General features: G+C 23.6%; 10 protein-coding genes and 1 other RNA gene. 9 read left to right on the top strand and 2 right to left on the bottom strand.

Going from position 1 to position 19372, the window contains the following annotated elements:
- Positions 1-41 precede the first annotated feature (41 nt).
- The 3 genes from ACLFO7_RS03345 (at position 42) to ACLFO7_RS03335 (ending at position 5290) form a co-directional block, all read left to right on the top strand.
- Complete coding sequence (locus tag ACLFO7_RS03345; protein ID WP_412032094.1) at positions 42-593, top strand: hypothetical protein; 552 nt, start codon at positions 42-44, stop codon at positions 591-593.
- A 316-nt stretch (positions 594-909) separates the two neighbouring features.
- Positions 910-3081, top strand: a complete 2172-nt coding sequence (locus ACLFO7_RS03340; RefSeq protein WP_412032093.1) for a hypothetical protein — start codon at positions 910-912, stop codon at positions 3079-3081.
- Positions 3068-5290, top strand: coding sequence for a hypothetical protein (locus ACLFO7_RS03335; RefSeq protein ID WP_412032092.1), 2223 nt, complete (start codon positions 3068-3070; stop codon positions 5288-5290). The genes ACLFO7_RS03340 and ACLFO7_RS03335 overlap by 14 nt, the downstream gene beginning before the upstream one ends.
- A gap of 10 nt (positions 5291-5300) precedes the next feature.
- On the opposite strand, the gene plsY is transcribed toward ACLFO7_RS03335, so the two are convergent.
- Entirely contained in the window at positions 5301-6155 is an 855-nt protein-coding gene (gene plsY, locus ACLFO7_RS03330) for a glycerol-3-phosphate 1-O-acyltransferase PlsY (protein WP_412032091.1), read from the bottom strand.
- 230 nt (positions 6156-6385) lie between these two features.
- On the opposite strand from plsY, the gene ACLFO7_RS03325 reads away from it, so the two are divergent.
- From ACLFO7_RS03325 to ACLFO7_RS03315, 3 genes are all read left to right on the top strand, one after another.
- The gene (locus ACLFO7_RS03325) at positions 6386-8773 is read left to right on the top strand and encodes a hypothetical protein (RefSeq protein ID WP_412032090.1); all 2388 of its coding nucleotides are present in this window, start codon (positions 6386-6388) and stop codon (positions 8771-8773) included.
- 383 nt (positions 8774-9156) lie between these two features.
- Positions 9157-10683 carry a hypothetical protein gene (locus ACLFO7_RS03320; RefSeq protein ID WP_412032089.1) on the top strand — a complete coding sequence of 509 codons (1527 nt, stop codon included), beginning with the start codon at positions 9157-9159 and terminating at the stop codon, positions 10681-10683.
- A 17-nt stretch (positions 10684-10700) separates the two neighbouring features.
- Complete coding sequence (locus tag ACLFO7_RS03315; protein ID WP_412032088.1) at positions 10701-11456, top strand: hypothetical protein; 756 nt, start codon at positions 10701-10703, stop codon at positions 11454-11456.
- A 128-nt stretch (positions 11457-11584) separates the two neighbouring features.
- On the opposite strand, the gene ffs is transcribed toward ACLFO7_RS03315, so the two are convergent.
- Positions 11585-11671, bottom strand: an RNA gene (gene ffs, locus ACLFO7_RS03310) — signal recognition particle sRNA small type.
- 79 nt (positions 11672-11750) lie between these two features.
- Between ffs and ACLFO7_RS03305 the strand changes: the two genes are divergently transcribed.
- The 3 genes from ACLFO7_RS03305 (at position 11751) to ACLFO7_RS03295 (ending at position 19357) form a co-directional block, all read left to right on the top strand.
- Entirely contained in the window at positions 11751-12197 is a 447-nt protein-coding gene (locus tag ACLFO7_RS03305; protein WP_412032087.1) for an HIT domain-containing protein, read from the top strand.
- An 83-nt stretch (positions 12198-12280) separates the two neighbouring features.
- Positions 12281-15766, top strand: a complete 3486-nt coding sequence (locus tag ACLFO7_RS03300; protein ID WP_412032086.1) for a DUF3713 domain-containing protein — start codon at positions 12281-12283, stop codon at positions 15764-15766.
- A gap of 15 nt (positions 15767-15781) precedes the next feature.
- On the top strand, positions 15782-19357 hold the full coding sequence (locus tag ACLFO7_RS03295) for a DUF3713 domain-containing protein (protein WP_412032085.1): 3576 nt from the start codon (positions 15782-15784) through the stop codon (positions 19355-19357).
- Positions 19358-19372: the final 15 nt, after the last annotated feature.

Here is a 19372-nt window from a genome sequence, read left to right as displayed (position 1 = left end):
GGTTGTTGCACTTCATATATTTTTATTTTCAAGGAGTGAATGTGAAAAATAAAAAAATTGATTTAAATAAAAACGAAACTCAATCTGGATCTTTTAATAAGAAGCAGCTAATAGATTTTATTAAAGCAAGCAACACTTGCATAGGTAAAGATATTTTAGTTCAACACGAATATGTTGAAATTATTGATGCCAACAATAATATTCAAAAAGAATTGAATAGTAAATCAATATGTGGGACAATAGAAATAACTCAAGGAAAACAAGAAATGAAAATAGATAAAACAGATTTAATTCTTCAAGAAATTAGAAACATTAATTTTGAAATTAGTAATATGAAAAATGATTTCAATGAATTTAAAGTTGAAGTGAAAGATGAATTGAAAACAATTAATAATGATTTTAATGAATTCAAGGTTGAAGTAAGAGAAGAATTTAAAAAAGTAAATAATGAAATCAAAAAAGTGAATTCAAGATTAGACAATGTTGAAGGAGAAGTTAAACAAATTAACTTGAGATTGGATAATGTTGAAAATGATATTAAAGATATAAAAAATTGTCCAACAATTAAATCTGAATTAAATATTTCTAAATAAAATTTTTAATTAATTATTATAAGTACTTTAATAAAAATAATGATGCATAAGAACATAAAAAATAAGCAATACTATTTAACAAATAAAAAATAAATTATTATTAAAATAATTGGTTTAATAATTTGTATTTTGAAAATATATTACTTTAAATTTAACCAATAGTTTATAAAAATTTTTATTATTTTTCATTTTTTTTATAAAATTGACATTTTTTTAACGTTTATATTAATGGGAGCTATTTACAAACACATGTTAAATTAGTCCCATTTTAAATTTTTAAAAAATATAAAATAATTTTTATTTACAAGGAAAAAAGATGAATATTAATATAAAAAAATTTGGTTGTTTTTGCATTTTACCATTTGTATTTACCAATGTTTTATTTACTGAAAAAAATATAGATGTACATAAAAATCAATTAAAAAGCACTAATTATAAAAGTGATACAATAGATTTTGTGGATTCTTTAGAATTAATCAATTTTAATGTAAATTATTCTAATATTGCTCTTTCTGCTTCTTTTAAATACAACTCAAATGTAATTACATATAGTAATGACATTAACAAAAGCAAAAATGAAATGTTGAAAGGTTCATTAATAAACTTGAGTGAAAGCGATATTTATTTTAAAACATCATATGATGAATTAATAAATGGTACAATCACATATCACAATGGTTTATATTCAATTAATCCAAAAGAAATTGAAAGAGAATATGATTATAAAGAAAAGTGCAAAGAGGGAAGACATCCTTTTTTAATTCAATGTAATTTGGATCATTTACATTCAAAAAAATGCATAAAAACAGAATGAAGAGAATGTAAAGGATGTATACCGACTAAAAAAATATTAGTTAATAAATTAAACTTTAATGAATTTGAGTTTGATAGATTTTTTAAGGCAAATAATATTAATAAAGATATTTTTGACTTTGCTAAATTAATTGAAGTAGATTATAGTAATTCATATAAATTCTATAATAGAAATATTTTGTCTTTCAAATTTAATTTTGATTATTATAAAGCAAAAATATTATTATCTTATAACCAATATTTAGCTCATAAATTTTATTTAAATTATCATAATAAAATTAATAATAATTTATTTGAAATAATATATGAAAAGATAAAATCAGGTTATATAACAGATTATTTTCATTATTTGCCCACATGATTAGGAATCAATGTAAGTAATTTTGGTGTAAAGCACAATATTACATATTGATTGCAGAGTATGGAATATAAAGATGTTAATACAATTATTTATGAATTGAATCAGTTAGAAAAAATTCATTTAATAAATTATTTAAATGTTAATAATGATTGGTTAACAAATGATTATCTTTGACATCAAATATATAAAATATTTAGTGATAATGATAAATTAAAAAATATATATTTTAAAATTTCATATAATACAAAGTTAAATAATTCAAATCCACCTAAAATAATTAGTTTATTTGAATTAATGAATAATCAAAATAATAATATTACTTATTATTTTTCTAATTTAAATATTGATCATAATTTTGAAGATCAAGCAATATACATTACTGATGTTTCAATAGAGTCAAATTCAAATAATGCATATATTAATTATGATAATTTAGGATTAGTGACTCAAAAAAATATTGATGGTTCAGACTATAAAGAAATACCAAAAAAACAAAATGGAGAAAGTTGGTTTAAATATAATCTACCATTAGATATAAATAATATTTTAACAATAAATTCATTTGATAAAGAAATGTCAAAAAAATATATATTAAGTAAAAATTTATCTTCATTTGCTTCAGACAATAGAAATAATTTAAATTTAGTTAAAATATTGACTGATTTAAAATCTTCACCATATATTAGTTTAAATGATAAAGATTGATTAAATAATTTAAATGAAAGTAACTGCTTTTTAAACTCAGATCATTTTAAAAAATATATCAGTGATATTTCTCTTAAGTATTATGATTCAATGGGAAAAATTAAAGTAATTATAAAATTAATAAATCAAAAAATAATTTCTTATGATGTCACAGGATTTGAAAAAAAGACATTCCAATTTAATGTAATAAACAATGAGATTAATACAGATTATGATGGTCAGATTGATATGGAGTTCATTTTGAATAATTTAGTATGTTATCTTAATGATTTTGATAATAAAAAATTATTTTGAGTTGGAACAACAAAAGAGGATTTTATAGACAATATTTTAGAAGAATTAAATATAGAATACAATAACAATAAATACATAATAGATATTAAATATAAAAATAAATTATCTATTTCAGAGCATAAAAAATTTACATTGATAAAAAATAGTAATAATAGTTTTCCAGATAAAGAGCAAGATAATAGTAAGAAAACTCATGATAATAAAAATAACTTATACTTTTTATTATTTTTAATTTTACCAATTATTGCTATTTTAGTATGTTTGATTATAAGAAAGAAAAATAAGAAAGGACATTTAAGTAATGACAATAAATAAGTGAAACAAATTATTAAATATAATACCAATTTTGGTTAGTTCAAGTGTATTATGTTCTATGCCAGTATCACAAAATATTAATATTAACAATTATGACATTAAAACAAAAATGAGTTCTAGCAATAAGATAAATAATTATGCCTTCACTCCTATTAATAATTTTGTTAATCCATATCAAGATAGTTTTGTAGCTACATTACATGTTGATTATCAAAATGAGTTTGAAGGAAAAAATAGTTTTAGTATTTCTAATAATAGAATATCTTTTCATAATACAAAACTTGATGCTAACAAGTACATATTTAGCAATGCTAACATTCCTTTAGATAGTAAATCAAATAAAGTTATAAACTTTTCTCCTGTTATAAATGATTTCATTAATCCTACTAAAATTACTTCTAATAATAATGATTATGGATTAATAACATCAAATAATTTATCTAGATATAGTGCATTATTAAAGTGTGGAAAAAAACATGTAGGAAGAAAAGTATGTAGTGATCCAAAACATTTGCATAATAGAGGTTGTACAACATCGTATTGATATGAATGTCCAGGTTGTATACATGGAACAAAAGATGTTTCATTTACAAAAAATTTTTCAAATGTAGAATATAGTAATTTATTAAAATCAAGCATGATTTTAAACCCTGAATTTCAATTTGGAAAATTATTAAAAATTAATGAGGAAAATTATATAAAATCTTTTGATAAAACTTTTTTGACCATTGATTATAATAGAGATTATCTTAAAGCTATTATGATGGGTTCTTTTAATTTAGCATATGCTACAGATTTTTATTTGAATTATTCATGACCATTTTCAGATTCTTTAAAAGAATTTATAGCTTCTGCTATATTACAAAATAAAATTACTATTTTTGATGGAATAATTCCAAAGTATTTTGGATATAATGAATTGAATTATAATGAGATACACAATATTAGATATTGAATTGAAAATTCTAGTAAATTTACTGAAGAATACATAAAAGACACAATTAGTAAATTACAAGTATTAGATTTTGGAAAATTTATCAATGAAAATAATATTGAAATTAATAACTACTTTTTAGGTAGAAATTTATATAAGATTTTTAAAGATGAGAATATTTTAAAAAATATAGTTTTTGATATTAAATTTGAACTAGGCGAAAACAATAAATATAAATCACACACAATATCATTACTTGATTTAATAAATAATAAAAATAATAAATTAGTTTATAACTATAATGAAAACATAAATAGTATTAGAGATGATTTTCAAGATATAGGAATTGATTCAATTGTTGTAAAAAGTATTAGTCAAGAAGTTATTTATGTTCAAAATTATCATTGTGGATTTTATTTTGAAAAAAATGGTTTATTGGAATACAAAAAACCAATACCTAATTTGAGTAATAATGAATTTTTTAAAAAGCAAAAAAATCTTGCAAGTCTATTTACTCCAGTAAATTATGACAAAAATAAAGGAAAAGAAATTTTAATAAAAAATAAAATATTTGGTTTAGCTAGTGAAAATATTAATGAATTTAATTTTGGAATATTTTCAAAGTTTGATGAGTATATAATTCCAATTGACAAATTGATATTGTCTAATATAAGTAATGATAGTTTTAATTTTTTAAATAGTGTGCTAAAAAAAATTATAAAAAATTATGAAATGATACCTAATGATAATTTAGGAATAATTAATATAAGAATTACATTTGTAGATGATAGTATTCTTGAATATCAAATTAATGGATTTGATGAATTAAAAAATATTAATATTAAAGTAATACATGAATCACTTAGTTATTCTAATATTAACTTAAAACATGATTTTGCTTTAACAAAAGAATATATTTTGAACAATTTAATAAAATATAAAAATGATTACAATGATGATTCTTTATATTTATTTTCAATTGATTTAAGTAAGGATGAATTTATAAAAATTTTAAAAGATATTCATATTAATCTAGAAAAAGATAATTATATTGTTAAGTTAATTATTGATGATAACAACTTGAATAAAGATCATGTTTTTTTTATTAAAAATGATTTGATAAATTATGATAATAGCTCCTTTAAAAATGTTAATTCTAAAGCTGATAATTATCTAATTGGAATTTATATTTCAGTTCCAGTTGTTATATTAATAATTTTATCAAGTTTGCTATTTGTTATTTTGAAAAGAAAACATAAACAAAAAAATCTATAATCAAAAATAATTATAGATTTTTTTGTTGTTTCTTATGATAATTAAATAAAGGTTTTTCTGTCTTTGCATTTAGTCTTACAATATTGTCTTTATGTTTATATAAAATTAGCATTCCTATACTAAAACCAATTATAAAAATAGTTAATATATATTCTCAATTGATATTGTAGTTAATTAGTGTATCAACTTGATAAGCATATACTACACTTGGTATAGGTAGTATTGTTTTTATATTAAAAATGTTTAACATATATAAAAAATCTAATCTTGGAATTAATGGATATAAACAGACTGTTGAAATAGCAACCATTGATGATAAAGATACATATCTAAATATTAAAAATAAAGTAATAAATACTAAAAATGCACATAGAAATATTCATGGAGAGATTGCAGCAAATACACCAGCTGTTGCTGCTGCTCCTTTACCCCCAGAAAACTGTTTTGCTTTTTCAAAATTAAATTTAAATTTAAAAAGAGCAATTATATAAAAAATAGGAAAACAATGCCCAATAATAGCAAAAAATCCTGATAGATATATTAATGTACCAAATTTAATGTATGTTTGTTCTTTTTCAATTATTGTGTAATTACTATTGAATATTATTGAATGACCTAAAGTTTGATAAACTACACTTGCTAGCATTACAGCTACTCATGCTTTTAACATGTCACATAATAAAACCAATATTCCAATTTTTTTTCCTAATGCTCTTGAAGTGTTTGTGGCACCAACATTACCAGAACCAATAGTTCTTAAATCTACATGTTTTATTTTTGAAACAAGTAAACCAAAAAGTATGTTACCCAAAACATATCCTATACAAATTATAAGCAATGATAATCCAAATAATTTTCCACCCATATATTGTTCTCTTTAAAACCACTCTTAAATAAAATTATAAATTATAAAATATAAATTTTCTTATATGGAGTAGATTAATTTAAAGGAACTGAATAATTTTTTTATTTTTGTGTTTCTTTTTGAAAAGCAAATATTAATTAAAAGTTATCTATATGTTATATAAAAGTGTAAAAATATTTTATAATATCCATGGGTATAATATATCCATAAATATTTATGAAAGGATTCATATGTCTGAGAAGTCAAAAAAAACTTCTACTAAGACTAGTTCATCTAAAAAATCAACTACATCAAAAGCTAAGACAAAAAATAAAGTAGTTGATTCAATTAAAGATGATAAAGTTGTAGAAGTTGAAATGGCAACTGAAGATTCAGTGCGAGCTTCTTCTGTGGATATTGAACAACCAATTGATGCAAAAGAAGCTAGTATTTCTGAACCAACAGAAAAGGCATCAAAAGTATTTGGTAATATTGCAGCATATAGCTGATATAACAAACTTAGTTGAGTAAATATTGCTTGAACTTTTGGTATTGTTTTACTTATTCTTGCATTTACTTGAAAAGCAGCAGATGCAAATAAGTATACAGCAAATGTTATCTTTGCCTCTATTGTTTCAGCAATCAGTTTTATTGCTATTTCATTAATTGTGATTTTTTACTTTTTTGTAAAAAGGATTAAGTCATTTGATAAAAAATGAGAATACATCACCATGATATCAGCCTTTATACCTTTAGGGTTTATTATTGGTTTTGTATCTACAAGCTTTGAAAAAAAGATTTTCTTTAATAATGAAAAAGTTACAAGTTTAGGTTATAAAAAACCAAAATTTGTAATGCCTCATGTTTACATAATATTATTAGCAATAATATTTGTAATTATTGTTGTGTCATGACTTGTTACATGAACAGGATCACCTGCTAACAAACTTGGTTTTAATGTTTCAAGTGGAAATGATATTTCTGCTGCCATTACAGCTACACTTGGTCCTGATGGTAAATGAAGTGTTAGTGTAAGTGATATGGGAAGTTTAACTCCTGAAAAATATTCTGAACTTATGACAAATATAGGAACTACAAATACTGCTCTTAGTAATTTGTCAGCAAATGCAGATATTAATCAAGTTATTAAATTAATACAAGATAATATTAAAGGTACTGGAAATCAACAATGAAATGTAGGTGAAGCTGCAATAACATATGCACAATCTTCTGCTGGTTTCTTATATTTGTTAGTTGCTCCAATTGAAGGGTTTGTTAATGCTGCTGACCTTATTATCTTCTTATTAATAATGGGTGGTTTCTTAGCTATTGTTACTGAATCTGGAGCTCTTGAAGCAGGATTAGGTAGAATGGTTAAAAGATTACAAGGAAAAGAAATTATTTTAATTCCTATTCTATTCTTACTATTCTCAGTTGGTGGTGCAACTTATGGTATGGCTGAGGAAACAATACCATTCTACTTATTATTAATTCCAGTATTCTTAGCTGCTGGTTTTGATACATATACAGCATTCTTAGTAATATTACTTGGTGCAGGTCTTGGTACTGCTGCTTCAATTCTTAACCCATTTGTTGTTAATACAGCAACTTCAGCTGTTAATAATGCAGGTTCTTGATCTGGAGATGCTTTATCTCCATCAATTGGTATTGTATGAAGATCAGTAATTTATGTTGTATTAGTGATTGCTGGATGTTCTTATGTTACATGATATGGTTGAAGAGTAAAAAAACACCCTGAAAAATCAGCTGTTTATGATTTAAGAAAAGAACATGAAAAACAATTTTCATTTAATTTAAATTCTTTACCAGAATTTACAGTTAAAAGAAAAATTATCTTAGCTTTATTTGCTATAACTTTTGTATCAATGATAATTTCAGTTATTACTTGACCAGATGTTGCAAAAACTGAAGCTTTCTCAAATGCAGCTAATTGAGTTAACACTTATTTCCCTTTTATTGGTGGTGTTAATAAAGATGGATCAGGAATGATTGGTGCTTGAGGTACATGATACTTAGTAGAAATGAGTTTCTTATTCTTCTTATCATCAATAGTAATTGGTTTATTATCATGAAAAGGTTCTTTACATTTCATCAATAAATTCATGGCAGGAGCAGCTGACTTTATTGGTGTAGGTATTGTAATTTCTATTTCAAGAGGTATTTCTCTTGCTGTATCAAAAACAGGTTTAGATACAATTATTATTAATGGATTAACGGGAATGATGCAAGGTATTGGTAATGTTTATGGTGTAACAATTATCTTCTTCTTAGTATTCTTTGCATTATCATTCTTAATTCCAAGTACTTCAGGATTTGCTTCAGCTGTATTCCCAATTATTGGACCAGCTATTGGTGGGTTTGGACATCCTGTAGCTCTAAATGGTTTAACAATTAGTGGTAGTATTGCTTCGTTCTCATTAGCAAGTGGTATTGTTAATATTTCAATGCCATCTGGTGGAATCTTCATGTCAGCATTATCTGTTTCAAATATACCTTTAGGTAAATTCTATAAAGCTTCATGATGATTCTTATTAGTGCTTATAGGACTTTCACTAATGCTATTATTAATTGGACAAGCAATAAATGGAAATACAACTTCAAATACATCTATTTTCTAAAATGTTAAAATATGACCTATTAAAGGTCATATTTTTTTTTGTACTATTAATACATTTGTATAAAAATATAAGTTATTTTTCTATTTTCTCTTTATTGTATATAATAAAAGTATAGATTAATTAGGAGGCGATATGGTGTATATCGAAAGTGAAATTAGTAGTTTACGATGTCATTGTTTATTTTTTGCTGATCCTAATTGATTAGCTTAATATAAATTTTTATATAAAATTATTACTTTATATAGTTAATAGTAATTTATTAACCATTTTTAACATTGTAAATTTACATTCAACAGAACTAAACATTATTTGTTTTAGTTTTGTTTACTGTCAATTTAATCTATAAAAATACTTATAAAAAATAATTTAAATTCGAGGAGAAAATGAAATTTAGAAGTAAAAAAAAGTTTAAAGCATGAGTTACAACTTTAATTAGTTCTGCATTTATTGCAGTTCCTTCATTCATGTTTTTAACACCTAATAATAATTTATCATCAAATGCAACTCATCTTGAGTCAGCTAAATATATTGAAGAAAATTTAGATTTTTTTAAAAAAGAAATAAATAATAATTATTCAACTAAGTTCAACCCAAGTTATATTGAATATAAAAATGTTTTTAATTTATATGGAGAGGAAAATAAATCAGTTTCATATTTAGATTTTAATAGTACTAATGGATATTTAATTCTAGGAGATAATTTAGAATTATTAGATATATCTTTAGATTTAGAATTATCTTATTTAAAAAACACAAATAAAGAAATATCATATTCTAGAGATTTTGGATTTTTATATTATGAGAATGATAAATGAAATCAATTTAATGAAAATTATTCATTAGAAAAAAGTCAAAGATTACAAAAACTAGATGGTTCAAATGATAATGAACAATTTGATCCTAATGATATTGTTTCTGTAAATCAAAATTATACAACTTTTTTAATTAATGGTGATGGTCCTCCTGAAAAACCATCAACAGAAACAGGTCATATAATTGGTAAACCATTTGGTCCTGGATATATTATTAATGAATATAAATATTTAGAAAAACATCATGGAAAAAACTATTTTTTTTATGACGATCATTATTTAAGATATTGAGAGTATACTGTGCAAGATGATTTTTCTGTTTATAGAAATAATTTAACTGGTAGTGGTGAAGGAAATTGTTTGCTTACTTCTTTATATTTAACTTTAAAATATATGCATGAAACTAATCAAATTAAATTTGAAAATGTATGAGTAGATAGTGATCATAGTATAACTGGTGTTGGACAATGACAAAGTGTTTTTGATAATTATTATTTTATACCAGAAAAAGAAGAAAATTCTTTATATAATGATTTAATAAATAAAGACTGATTTCTAGTTGATAAAGGTAAAAATACTCTTGTTGAAGTAAACAATAATGAACAAAAAGAATATGATAGAGTTGAAATTCCTTTTCTATATTCAAAAATAAGAGAAGTTGCAAAACAATTTGGCTATACACATGAAAGTTCAATAATAACACCTATATTTGTGGAAACTATAACCAAAACAGTTGTGAATAGATATTCTAAAAGCAAAAAAAATTTTTTTCAAAGACAAACTAATATTGGTTTTTCAATTGATTTTAATAGTTTTTTTGTTAAACCAATTAAAAACAATACTCCTGTAATGTGAAATTTTTTTCATGAGCAATTTGGTGTACCGCATTCTATTGTTGTTACTGGATACAAAAGATATGTGATAAAACAAAAGGTTTTATTATTTTATACGAATTCTTTTGTAAATCTTTTAATGGTAAATGATAATCACAATGACTTTGAAACATGATTTGATATTAGTCATATAAAACTTGATGCTCTTTGAGGATTGGTGAATATAGATCTTAATTTAGGAGTGTCTTTAACAATTAATAAATAATATAAAAAGGGACAAATATGAAATGTAAAAAATTTTTATTAACACTAACACCTTTTTGTTTTTTGGGCCCTCTTGTTTTATCTAGTTGTTGTGAAAAATATGTTAATAACCATGAACATATCATACAAGGAGAAACAATACAAGTTGCAGCTAATAACTCACTAGGAAAAGTTAATATTACATGTGATGATTTATATATGGCAACAAGTAGTTTAAATAAAACATATTTAGTTTTTAAATTTACATATACTTCTGGAATTAGAGATACACGTAAACCTATTTATAATGAAAATTATGAATTAGATAATTCTTATTCTTTTAAATCAATAGGAAGTACAATGGAACCATTTATTTATATTAATATTGGTTCATGAAATAATATTATAGATTCAAATCAAAAATTTAATTTTGATCTTATTGGGGTAATTGATCCAGATGAAATGCCAATGGGAGTTGATTCTTATAGAAAAACATTGAATAGAGAAATTACAAAAAAATATAATGGAGTTGATTATTTAGATTTTGTTATAACTCCAAAACCAACATCATATTATTATTTCTTTGATTATCCTTATCGTTGATTTGAGCAATCTTTAGAATTTTCAAATATATTTTCACAATACTTAGCAAAAGGAGAAAAATGAGGTGGTGGTAATGGTTTAAATTTATTATCAATTAAAAGCGATAGAAAATCAATAATTACAACATTAGGACTTTGATGACTAACATCAGATATTAATTTAAATATGAAAAAATTGGAAGTTAATTTCTAGTATAAATATACTAATAAAACTTTATAAAGTTGAATAGAAACACTTAATATTAAACAATTGGTAAATTAGTAAGATAAAATATGGACTTCAAGTGTCCATATTTTTTGTTATATTAAAAATGCTGAATAAAAAAAGACACCACACACAATTGTTTATGCTTAGTGCTGCTATATTTCTATCCTGACACGGTTCGCCACAACTGTTGTAATGTCAAATTAATTATATATAAATTTTGATAAATTAATAACTTATTTAAGTTTATAATAGTAGTATTGTTTATTTGAGGTAAATTCTATGGTTAAAAACAGTGAATGTATTTTTTGTAAAATTGCAAACAAAGAAATACCAGCTAAAATGATAGCTGAAAACGATTATGCTGTAGCTTTCTTAGATGCAGATCCTGTAACTGATGGTCATACTTTGATAATTCCGAAATTACATTGTGAAAATTTTTCAACTTGTAATGATAAATATATGGTAGGTGTTAGTTTATTAGCAAAAGAAATTGCTAAAAAATTAATTCTTTCACCATTGAAGCCATGAGGATTTAACTTTTTAAGTAATGAGCAATCAATAGCTGGACAAGAAGTAAAACATTTTCATTTGCATGTTATACCAAAATATGAAAAAGGTATTGGTTTCAATATTGGTAAAGTGCAAAATATTGTGAAACCTAAAAATATTAGAAATATTAATGAAACATTTGACATATTAAAAAAGAGCAAGTATATTATTGAATAACAATAGTATTCTATCTAATTAATTTTATGTAATATTTGAATATATTTTGTTTAGAAAATTAATATATTTGTTGTGAGGATTATATGATTATTAAAAAGAGAAAATCATTTTTTTTAGGTAGTGGTTTAGTTGTTACTTCTTTAGCTTTTTCTTTAACATTAACATCATGTTCAAATGTATTGAGTTCTTATGTTGAAAAAACTTTAGCCAAAGGAAATGGGTCTAATTTTTATGACACACTTGGAACTGGAAGTTTACAACAAATAGTTCTTGACGCTCTTAAATCAAGAACTGGAAGAAATGAAATATTAGCATATGTAAATGGATTAATTTCTATTAGTATTATTGAAAAATTACAAGAAGATCAAAAAAAAGGTAATGTTTATAAAAATGATTTAAACAACCAAAAAGAAAAAATAGATAAAGATTATAATGATTTAGTAAAACAATATAAAAAAGATTATAAAGATGCTTGAGCTTTAAAGATGCAACAAGATGTTTTAGATCAAAGTGGTGGAACTGTAGAAAGTTACAAATTTGATAAATTGATCTCTTGAGCAAATAGTTATTTAAATTCTAAAATATTTGAGAATTTTTATGTTGCGCTTTTTGATGGCGCAAATCAAATTATAAAAACACCTACAAAAGATGCTGTTAAATCTATTTTGGCTACTAATAATACTAATTTATATAAATTTAGTGATAAAGCAATAAATGCAAAAACAGATACAATTGAAGGAAAAATTTTTTCTGAAATACAACAATATATTTTTGATAATTGAGTTAAATATGAAAATCCTTATATTGTAAATATGTCATTATGAAAATATGGGACTCCAAAACAAGGTGTTTCAAGTTTATATATTAATGCTTCTGACACTAATACATCAACTGATGATGAAGGGAATGAAACTACAACAACTAATTCAGCAAGTTATAGTTATCCATATTTTGCAAATGATAATGGAACAAATAATACACCAAGTACAGTTCAAAAATTTGATTATTTTGTAGCAGAAGCTAAAACAACTGCTAATTTCATAACAGATACTACATATGGTTTAAAAGAAATTCCATTAGAGTTTACTGAAGACCAATCAACATTAATATTAGTTAAAAATGGAAGTAGTTATTCTGATTTAGTTCCAGAGTTTGCTTCTGCTTCTTCTTATTTATATGGAACTTTATTGGATTCAACTAAAGGTGGAATAACTAATAATGATACAAAGTTTCAAAAAAATTTAAATGCATTAGTAACTACTCCAGCTACTCCTTCTAATGTTCCATCAGGTTTTGATGATATTACATCAGAATTTTTAAGTACAGCAGAAATAAGTAATTTTGAAAAACAATTACAATTATCAACAAGTTATGTTAACAACACTTTGACAAGTAGTGGTCCATTGAGTGGAAATAGGGACAAAAAATTATATGTAATTGATGCTTTTAAACCAACTGATACTCAATTAAATGAATTCATGTTTATTAGAAATTCTTTTGGTGTTCATGCTCTTTCAATTGATGGGTCAACATATTTAAAAACTTCTACAGATACTGTGAATTTAAAAAAGAAATCTGCTGATATAGTGATGTATCATTATTTTAATAATATATATGGATTCAATACTAATTTTTCTATAGATTTACAAAATGAAATGTCTACATATTTTAATAACAACATTTCACAAGTTTTAATTGATTTTATTTCTAATAATACATTAAACATAACTGCTGATTTTTCTAGTTTTAGTTCTAATAACTCAACTGTAACTGATTATTTAAAAAGTTTAGTTGCATATTATACTTTAGAAAAAAGTTCTAATAAAGAAATAGAATATCAAAAAAAATTATATGCAAATAAAAAAAATTATAGTACTACAAATTATGGGCAAACAGCAGATTTAAACGGCTTAGGTACACCTTATGTGTTCTCTCCTAAAACAGATGATCCATATAATTTTGATTTCACATCAATTGCTTTACCAAAAATTGATACTAATAAATCATTTATTGAATCACTTGATAGTTCATTGACTACAATGAATTCTTCTATTGAAAAATATTATAATGAAATTAAAGATAGTATTTCGCCTTTAAGATCTGATTTTGAAGGATTTCAATATAGTCAATATCTTTACACAAATAACACAATTGTTAATAGAGTTCTATTAACATATGGTAATAGTTCAGATATTTCAAATAGTGTTAAAAATCAAATTTTAAAGAAAGCTTTAGGTTCAAAATATAACTATAATTTTTCAAGAACTCTTTCATCAACTGGTAGTCCAAAAAAATATGAATATTCAAGTGAGTATAAATCAAATTTTTCAACAAATACTGATTTAAATAGTGGAATAGATCAAGGTTTAAGTAATTATTTTTATAACAAATCTTTTACTGATGGCGAAGCAGGTAGATGAAGCAGTTATAATATGTTAAAAGATTCAACATCAACTAATTTTGATGTAAGTGCACTAAATACATATAGAAATAGATTGTGAAGTTATAATGCTGAATATGTTAATAATAATGTTATGTCATCTATGAATGAGTTATATAGTTTGTTAGTGACAATTGATTATTTACTACAAGATGATTATAGTGAGTTTATAAACTATTTAAAAGACACAATTACCATTTCTAATAATGCTTTTTTAGTTTGAGCAAATTCATATAATTTTGAAATTGAAGATGCAAATAATACTGCTAATCCACCAGCTGCTAAAACAATTGATAATTTATTAAATGTTTCAAATATAAAACAAAATTTAAATAATAGTTATTCAAGTGATTATTTTGGTATATCTACAAGTATTCAAAAAAATGAATTAATTAATAATTCATATGCAAATGCAACATATACTACCAATGAAAATTATTATATAGTTTCAGGTGGTAAACTTGGATTCTATGGATTACAAGTTGCAAATGCAGCTGCTGTTCCAACTACAATAGGTAATTTAATTTTTAATGATCCTTTATCTCAAAATGTTGATGGCACAGGCGTTTTATATTCATACAATAATAAAGAAAATTTAATTAATTATGTAAATAATTTATCTACTATATCAGCTGTAGATACATTGGCAAATAATTTATTTAAATATACAGGTACATTTAAAAAAGAAAATGTTGTAAACCAAAAAGGTTTAGATCTAAAAAAAGAAAATTTCATTAAAAATATAAATGATGTAAATCAAATAAAGGATAATTATTTTAAACCAAGAAATTCAAATGTTGGATTAGAAACAGTAACTAATAATACTAAATCTTATCTTCCAATAATTGATTCAGAAAATAACAGAATTAAACATGGTGGATATGTAATTCAATTAAATTATTCTAATATAACTGACTTTAATACATTTTATAGTTATATTAAAACTCAGTTAACTGATGATAAAAATACATATGATGTTATTGGTAATTTAATTGTAAAAGCAGCAATGGATTCTAATATTCAAAAACGTGCAATTGATAAAATAACAACATCAAATAAAATAAATGTATATGATATAAGACTTTACAATGAACTTGGTTCAACATATGTAAAGAATTGAAAATGATAGGATAATGGTAATACTATGGGAAAAATTAAATCAATTTTAAATAAGAAAAAAATATTATTTGGTTTAGTGGGTACAACTTTAGTTGCTACACCATTATTTCTTTCATCATGTTCAACATCAGAAATGCAAAAAATTATTAATAATACTATTTCAAAAGGAGATGGGAAAGCTTTTACATCAAACCTTTCTCTTACTGAAGTTGTTACAAATGCATTGCAGAATTCTTCTGGATATGAATCATTTATGAGCAAAGTTGCAGATTCTTTAGCACTTCAATGAATGGAATATAGCGCTAATCAAGATAATCAAGTCCAATATAGAAATTCATTGAATGAAAAAAGAAGAACTATTAATGAAGAGTATAATGATTTAGTTGATAAGTATAAAAAGGAAAATAAAAAAAATTGAGAAATTGTTTTTCAACAAAAAGAATTAGATCCAAATGGAGGAACTGAAGCTAGTTGAAAAGAAAAGAAAATGATTGATTGAGCAAAAACTGAATTGCAAAATAAGTTATTTGCTGACGATTATTTTACATTAGTTAGTACAGATGGAACAAAAGTTGAAAATAATCCAAGTCCTGAAACAATTCTTAATGCATTAAGTGATAACCCAACATATAAATTTGGATTTAATGAGTATGCTATTAGTTCCAATCGTTATCAAATAACTCATGCAGATGTACAATATGCAAAATTTCAAAGATTTATTTTTGATAAATGAGTACAAAATGAAAATCCTTTTATTGTGAATATGGTTTTATGAAAGTATGGTACACCATCATCTGCAAATGGAGTAGGTGATTACTATAATGTAGAAGCTAAAAAAGAAGATGATAGCACTAATACAGGAACTACTACTGCTTCTTCAACATTGAATTCTACATCTACTGAAGGAGAAGGCAATGGTGATAGTGGAGAGTCTGAAACAACAAGCACAGTTGCTGGAAGTTATAGTTTTCCATATTTTCAAGAACCTACAACAAATGACAATACATCTACAACTATTAAATATAAAAATTTTGTAAATGAAGCAAAAACAAAAAATAATTTTGAAATAAATACAACTTATGGTTTGAAAAAGATTAGCAAAGATTTTACAGAAGATAATTCAACATTTATTCTTGCAAAAAATGGAAGTATTTACAATGATCTTTATATAGAATTTGCAGCAGCTAGTAGTTATTTGTATGGATCTGGATTAAGTAGTGTAACACAAAATGGCTCAACTACAGCACAAAGCCCTGTAGCAAAAAAGAATATATTAAAGTCTATTACACCAGATACTGCTTCTACTTTAGGATTTGATATTATTACAAAGGAATTTGTAAGTGATACAAGTTTTAAAACTACTGCTACTGATTTAAATGAAACAAAATTAGATAAAGCATTAGTTAATAAAATAATAAAGAATAATGAAAGTAATCCATTGTTACCAATTATTCAACAAAAGAAAGATCTTTATACAATAGATGCTTTCCAAGTAAGTGATACTCATTTGAATAAATTTATGTTAATAAGGGATGAAGCTGGTGTTCATGCTATTTCAATTGATGGTGATACTTACATAAATAAAGCTACATCAATGAGTGATGCTAGAAAAAGAGCTGGTGATATTGTAATGTATCATGCATTAATGGGAAGAAATAATAGTGAAGCTAATGAAGGATTTACAATAGATTTAAAAAGTGAGTTATCTACATATTTTAGTAATAACACTAATTCTTTAATTTTAGAATATGCCCTTAAAACATTTAATGCAAATGAAGACAAATCAAATGATACAAATACACAACAGATGTTTGATTTAGACAAATTATTTGAAGATAAAAAAGCTAGTTATTCTACATTATTACAATCATTGCTTAATTATATTAATAGTTTAAAACTTGAAAATAGACAGACAGATTACATTACTAAAATGATTGATGCAAAATCAAAATTTTCATCAAATTATGGTGTTGATACATATAAGAATGGATTGGCATCAAAATGGATTTATTCATTAGGTAATACTAGTCATTTAAAAATATATAATAAGTATTATGGTTATGATTTAACAAATGTTATAAAATCTGATTCTAATAGTGATACATTATTAACAACTTATAAATCTGCAGTTTCAACATTTATACAAGCAAATACAGTTATGCCTTTAACATCAAATTTTGCAGGCTTTAAATATAGTGAATATGTATATTCAAATGATAAGTATTTGAATGCAGCAATAGATGGTTATGTAAATAATGGTAACAATATTGGTAATGATGTAAAAATAAAAATATTAAAGAATTATATTGGAAATGATTTTTTTGATTTTACTACATTAAGTTTTAAAGCAGGGACTTTATTATCATCTCCAAATGATACTAAAATGAATAGTGCTTTTGCAAATTATTTTTTTGGACAAAATTTTAATGATAAAAAAAATAAATGATTTAACTATAGTGCAACATCAAGTGGTAACTCTTCAACAACACCATCTATTAATGATAATGAAATTGATAAAGCTGCTTTAGAAAAATATAAAAAAGATTTATATATTAAAGAAAATTCAAATACAAGTCTTTCAACCTATAGTACAAATTATCTATCTTTATTAACAGCAGTTGCTTCTGTGAAATATTTATTAGAGGATGATTCAAAACAACTATTAGAATATTTGAAAACAAAAATTGTATATGGTCAAAATGCCTTTATAGTTTGAGAAAACTCAGAAAATACATTTTTAGGTAGAGCTTCTAGTGATAATGTTCAAAAAATGTTAAAAGCAGATGCAATTAGAATGAATATAGATAATAGTTTAACATCTCACTATATAGATCAATCAAGCACTACTGCTATTCTTTATAATAATGAGATTATGGTAAGTGCTTTTGGTTATAGTTCAAGTTATTACAATGTTGTAAGTAATATGGTTGGTTATAAAGGTATTCAAACTAATGCATCAAATTCATTAAGTTCTACAATAATTGAACGTCTATTTACAAATGATAGAGTAAATAATGATACTGGAATAGGTGCATTGTATGGATATGAATCAATTGAAAAAATGAAATCATACATTGATTCTGTTTCAACAAAAGCAGATTTAGAAAATGTTTCAAATGATATTGCAGGAAAAATTAAACATTTAGATTTAAGTACATATAATAATTCTGAGTTATCTTTAACACAAAAGAAAGAAGAACTTAAAAAAATTATAGATAATGCACAAATTAAACCTGAGATGTTTACTGCTAGAAATACTTATATTCAAGAATCTAATTCAGACCCTATTCCTACAACTGATAGTCCATTTTTGCGTTCAGGTGCTGCAGTTATTCAATTAAATCAGAATGATTTAGCAACAAAGGCAAGTTTATTAAATGGGTTAAAAGGTAATAAAGGAAGTAATGCAGTACAATTAACTGATATTGATAGTGATGAAATCTTCTTTAATTTAATTGCAGAAGCATCAAAAGATGGTTCAATTCAAAAAAAAGTATTAAATAAAGTATCATCTCAAAATAAAGTTATTTCATATGATAAAAGAACAAATAATAATTTAGATGGTTATTGATTATCTAATTGAAAAAGCAAAGAAGAATAATTTAATTAAATAATT

Origin of the sequence: Malacoplasma muris (genome assembly GCF_046774425.1) — a bacterium.
GTDB lineage: Bacteria > Bacillota_I > Bacilli_A > Mycoplasmatales > Mycoplasmoidaceae > Malacoplasma > Malacoplasma muris.
Note: the sequence above shows the minus strand (reverse complement) of the source record. Positions and strands in the feature narration are given on the sequence as shown.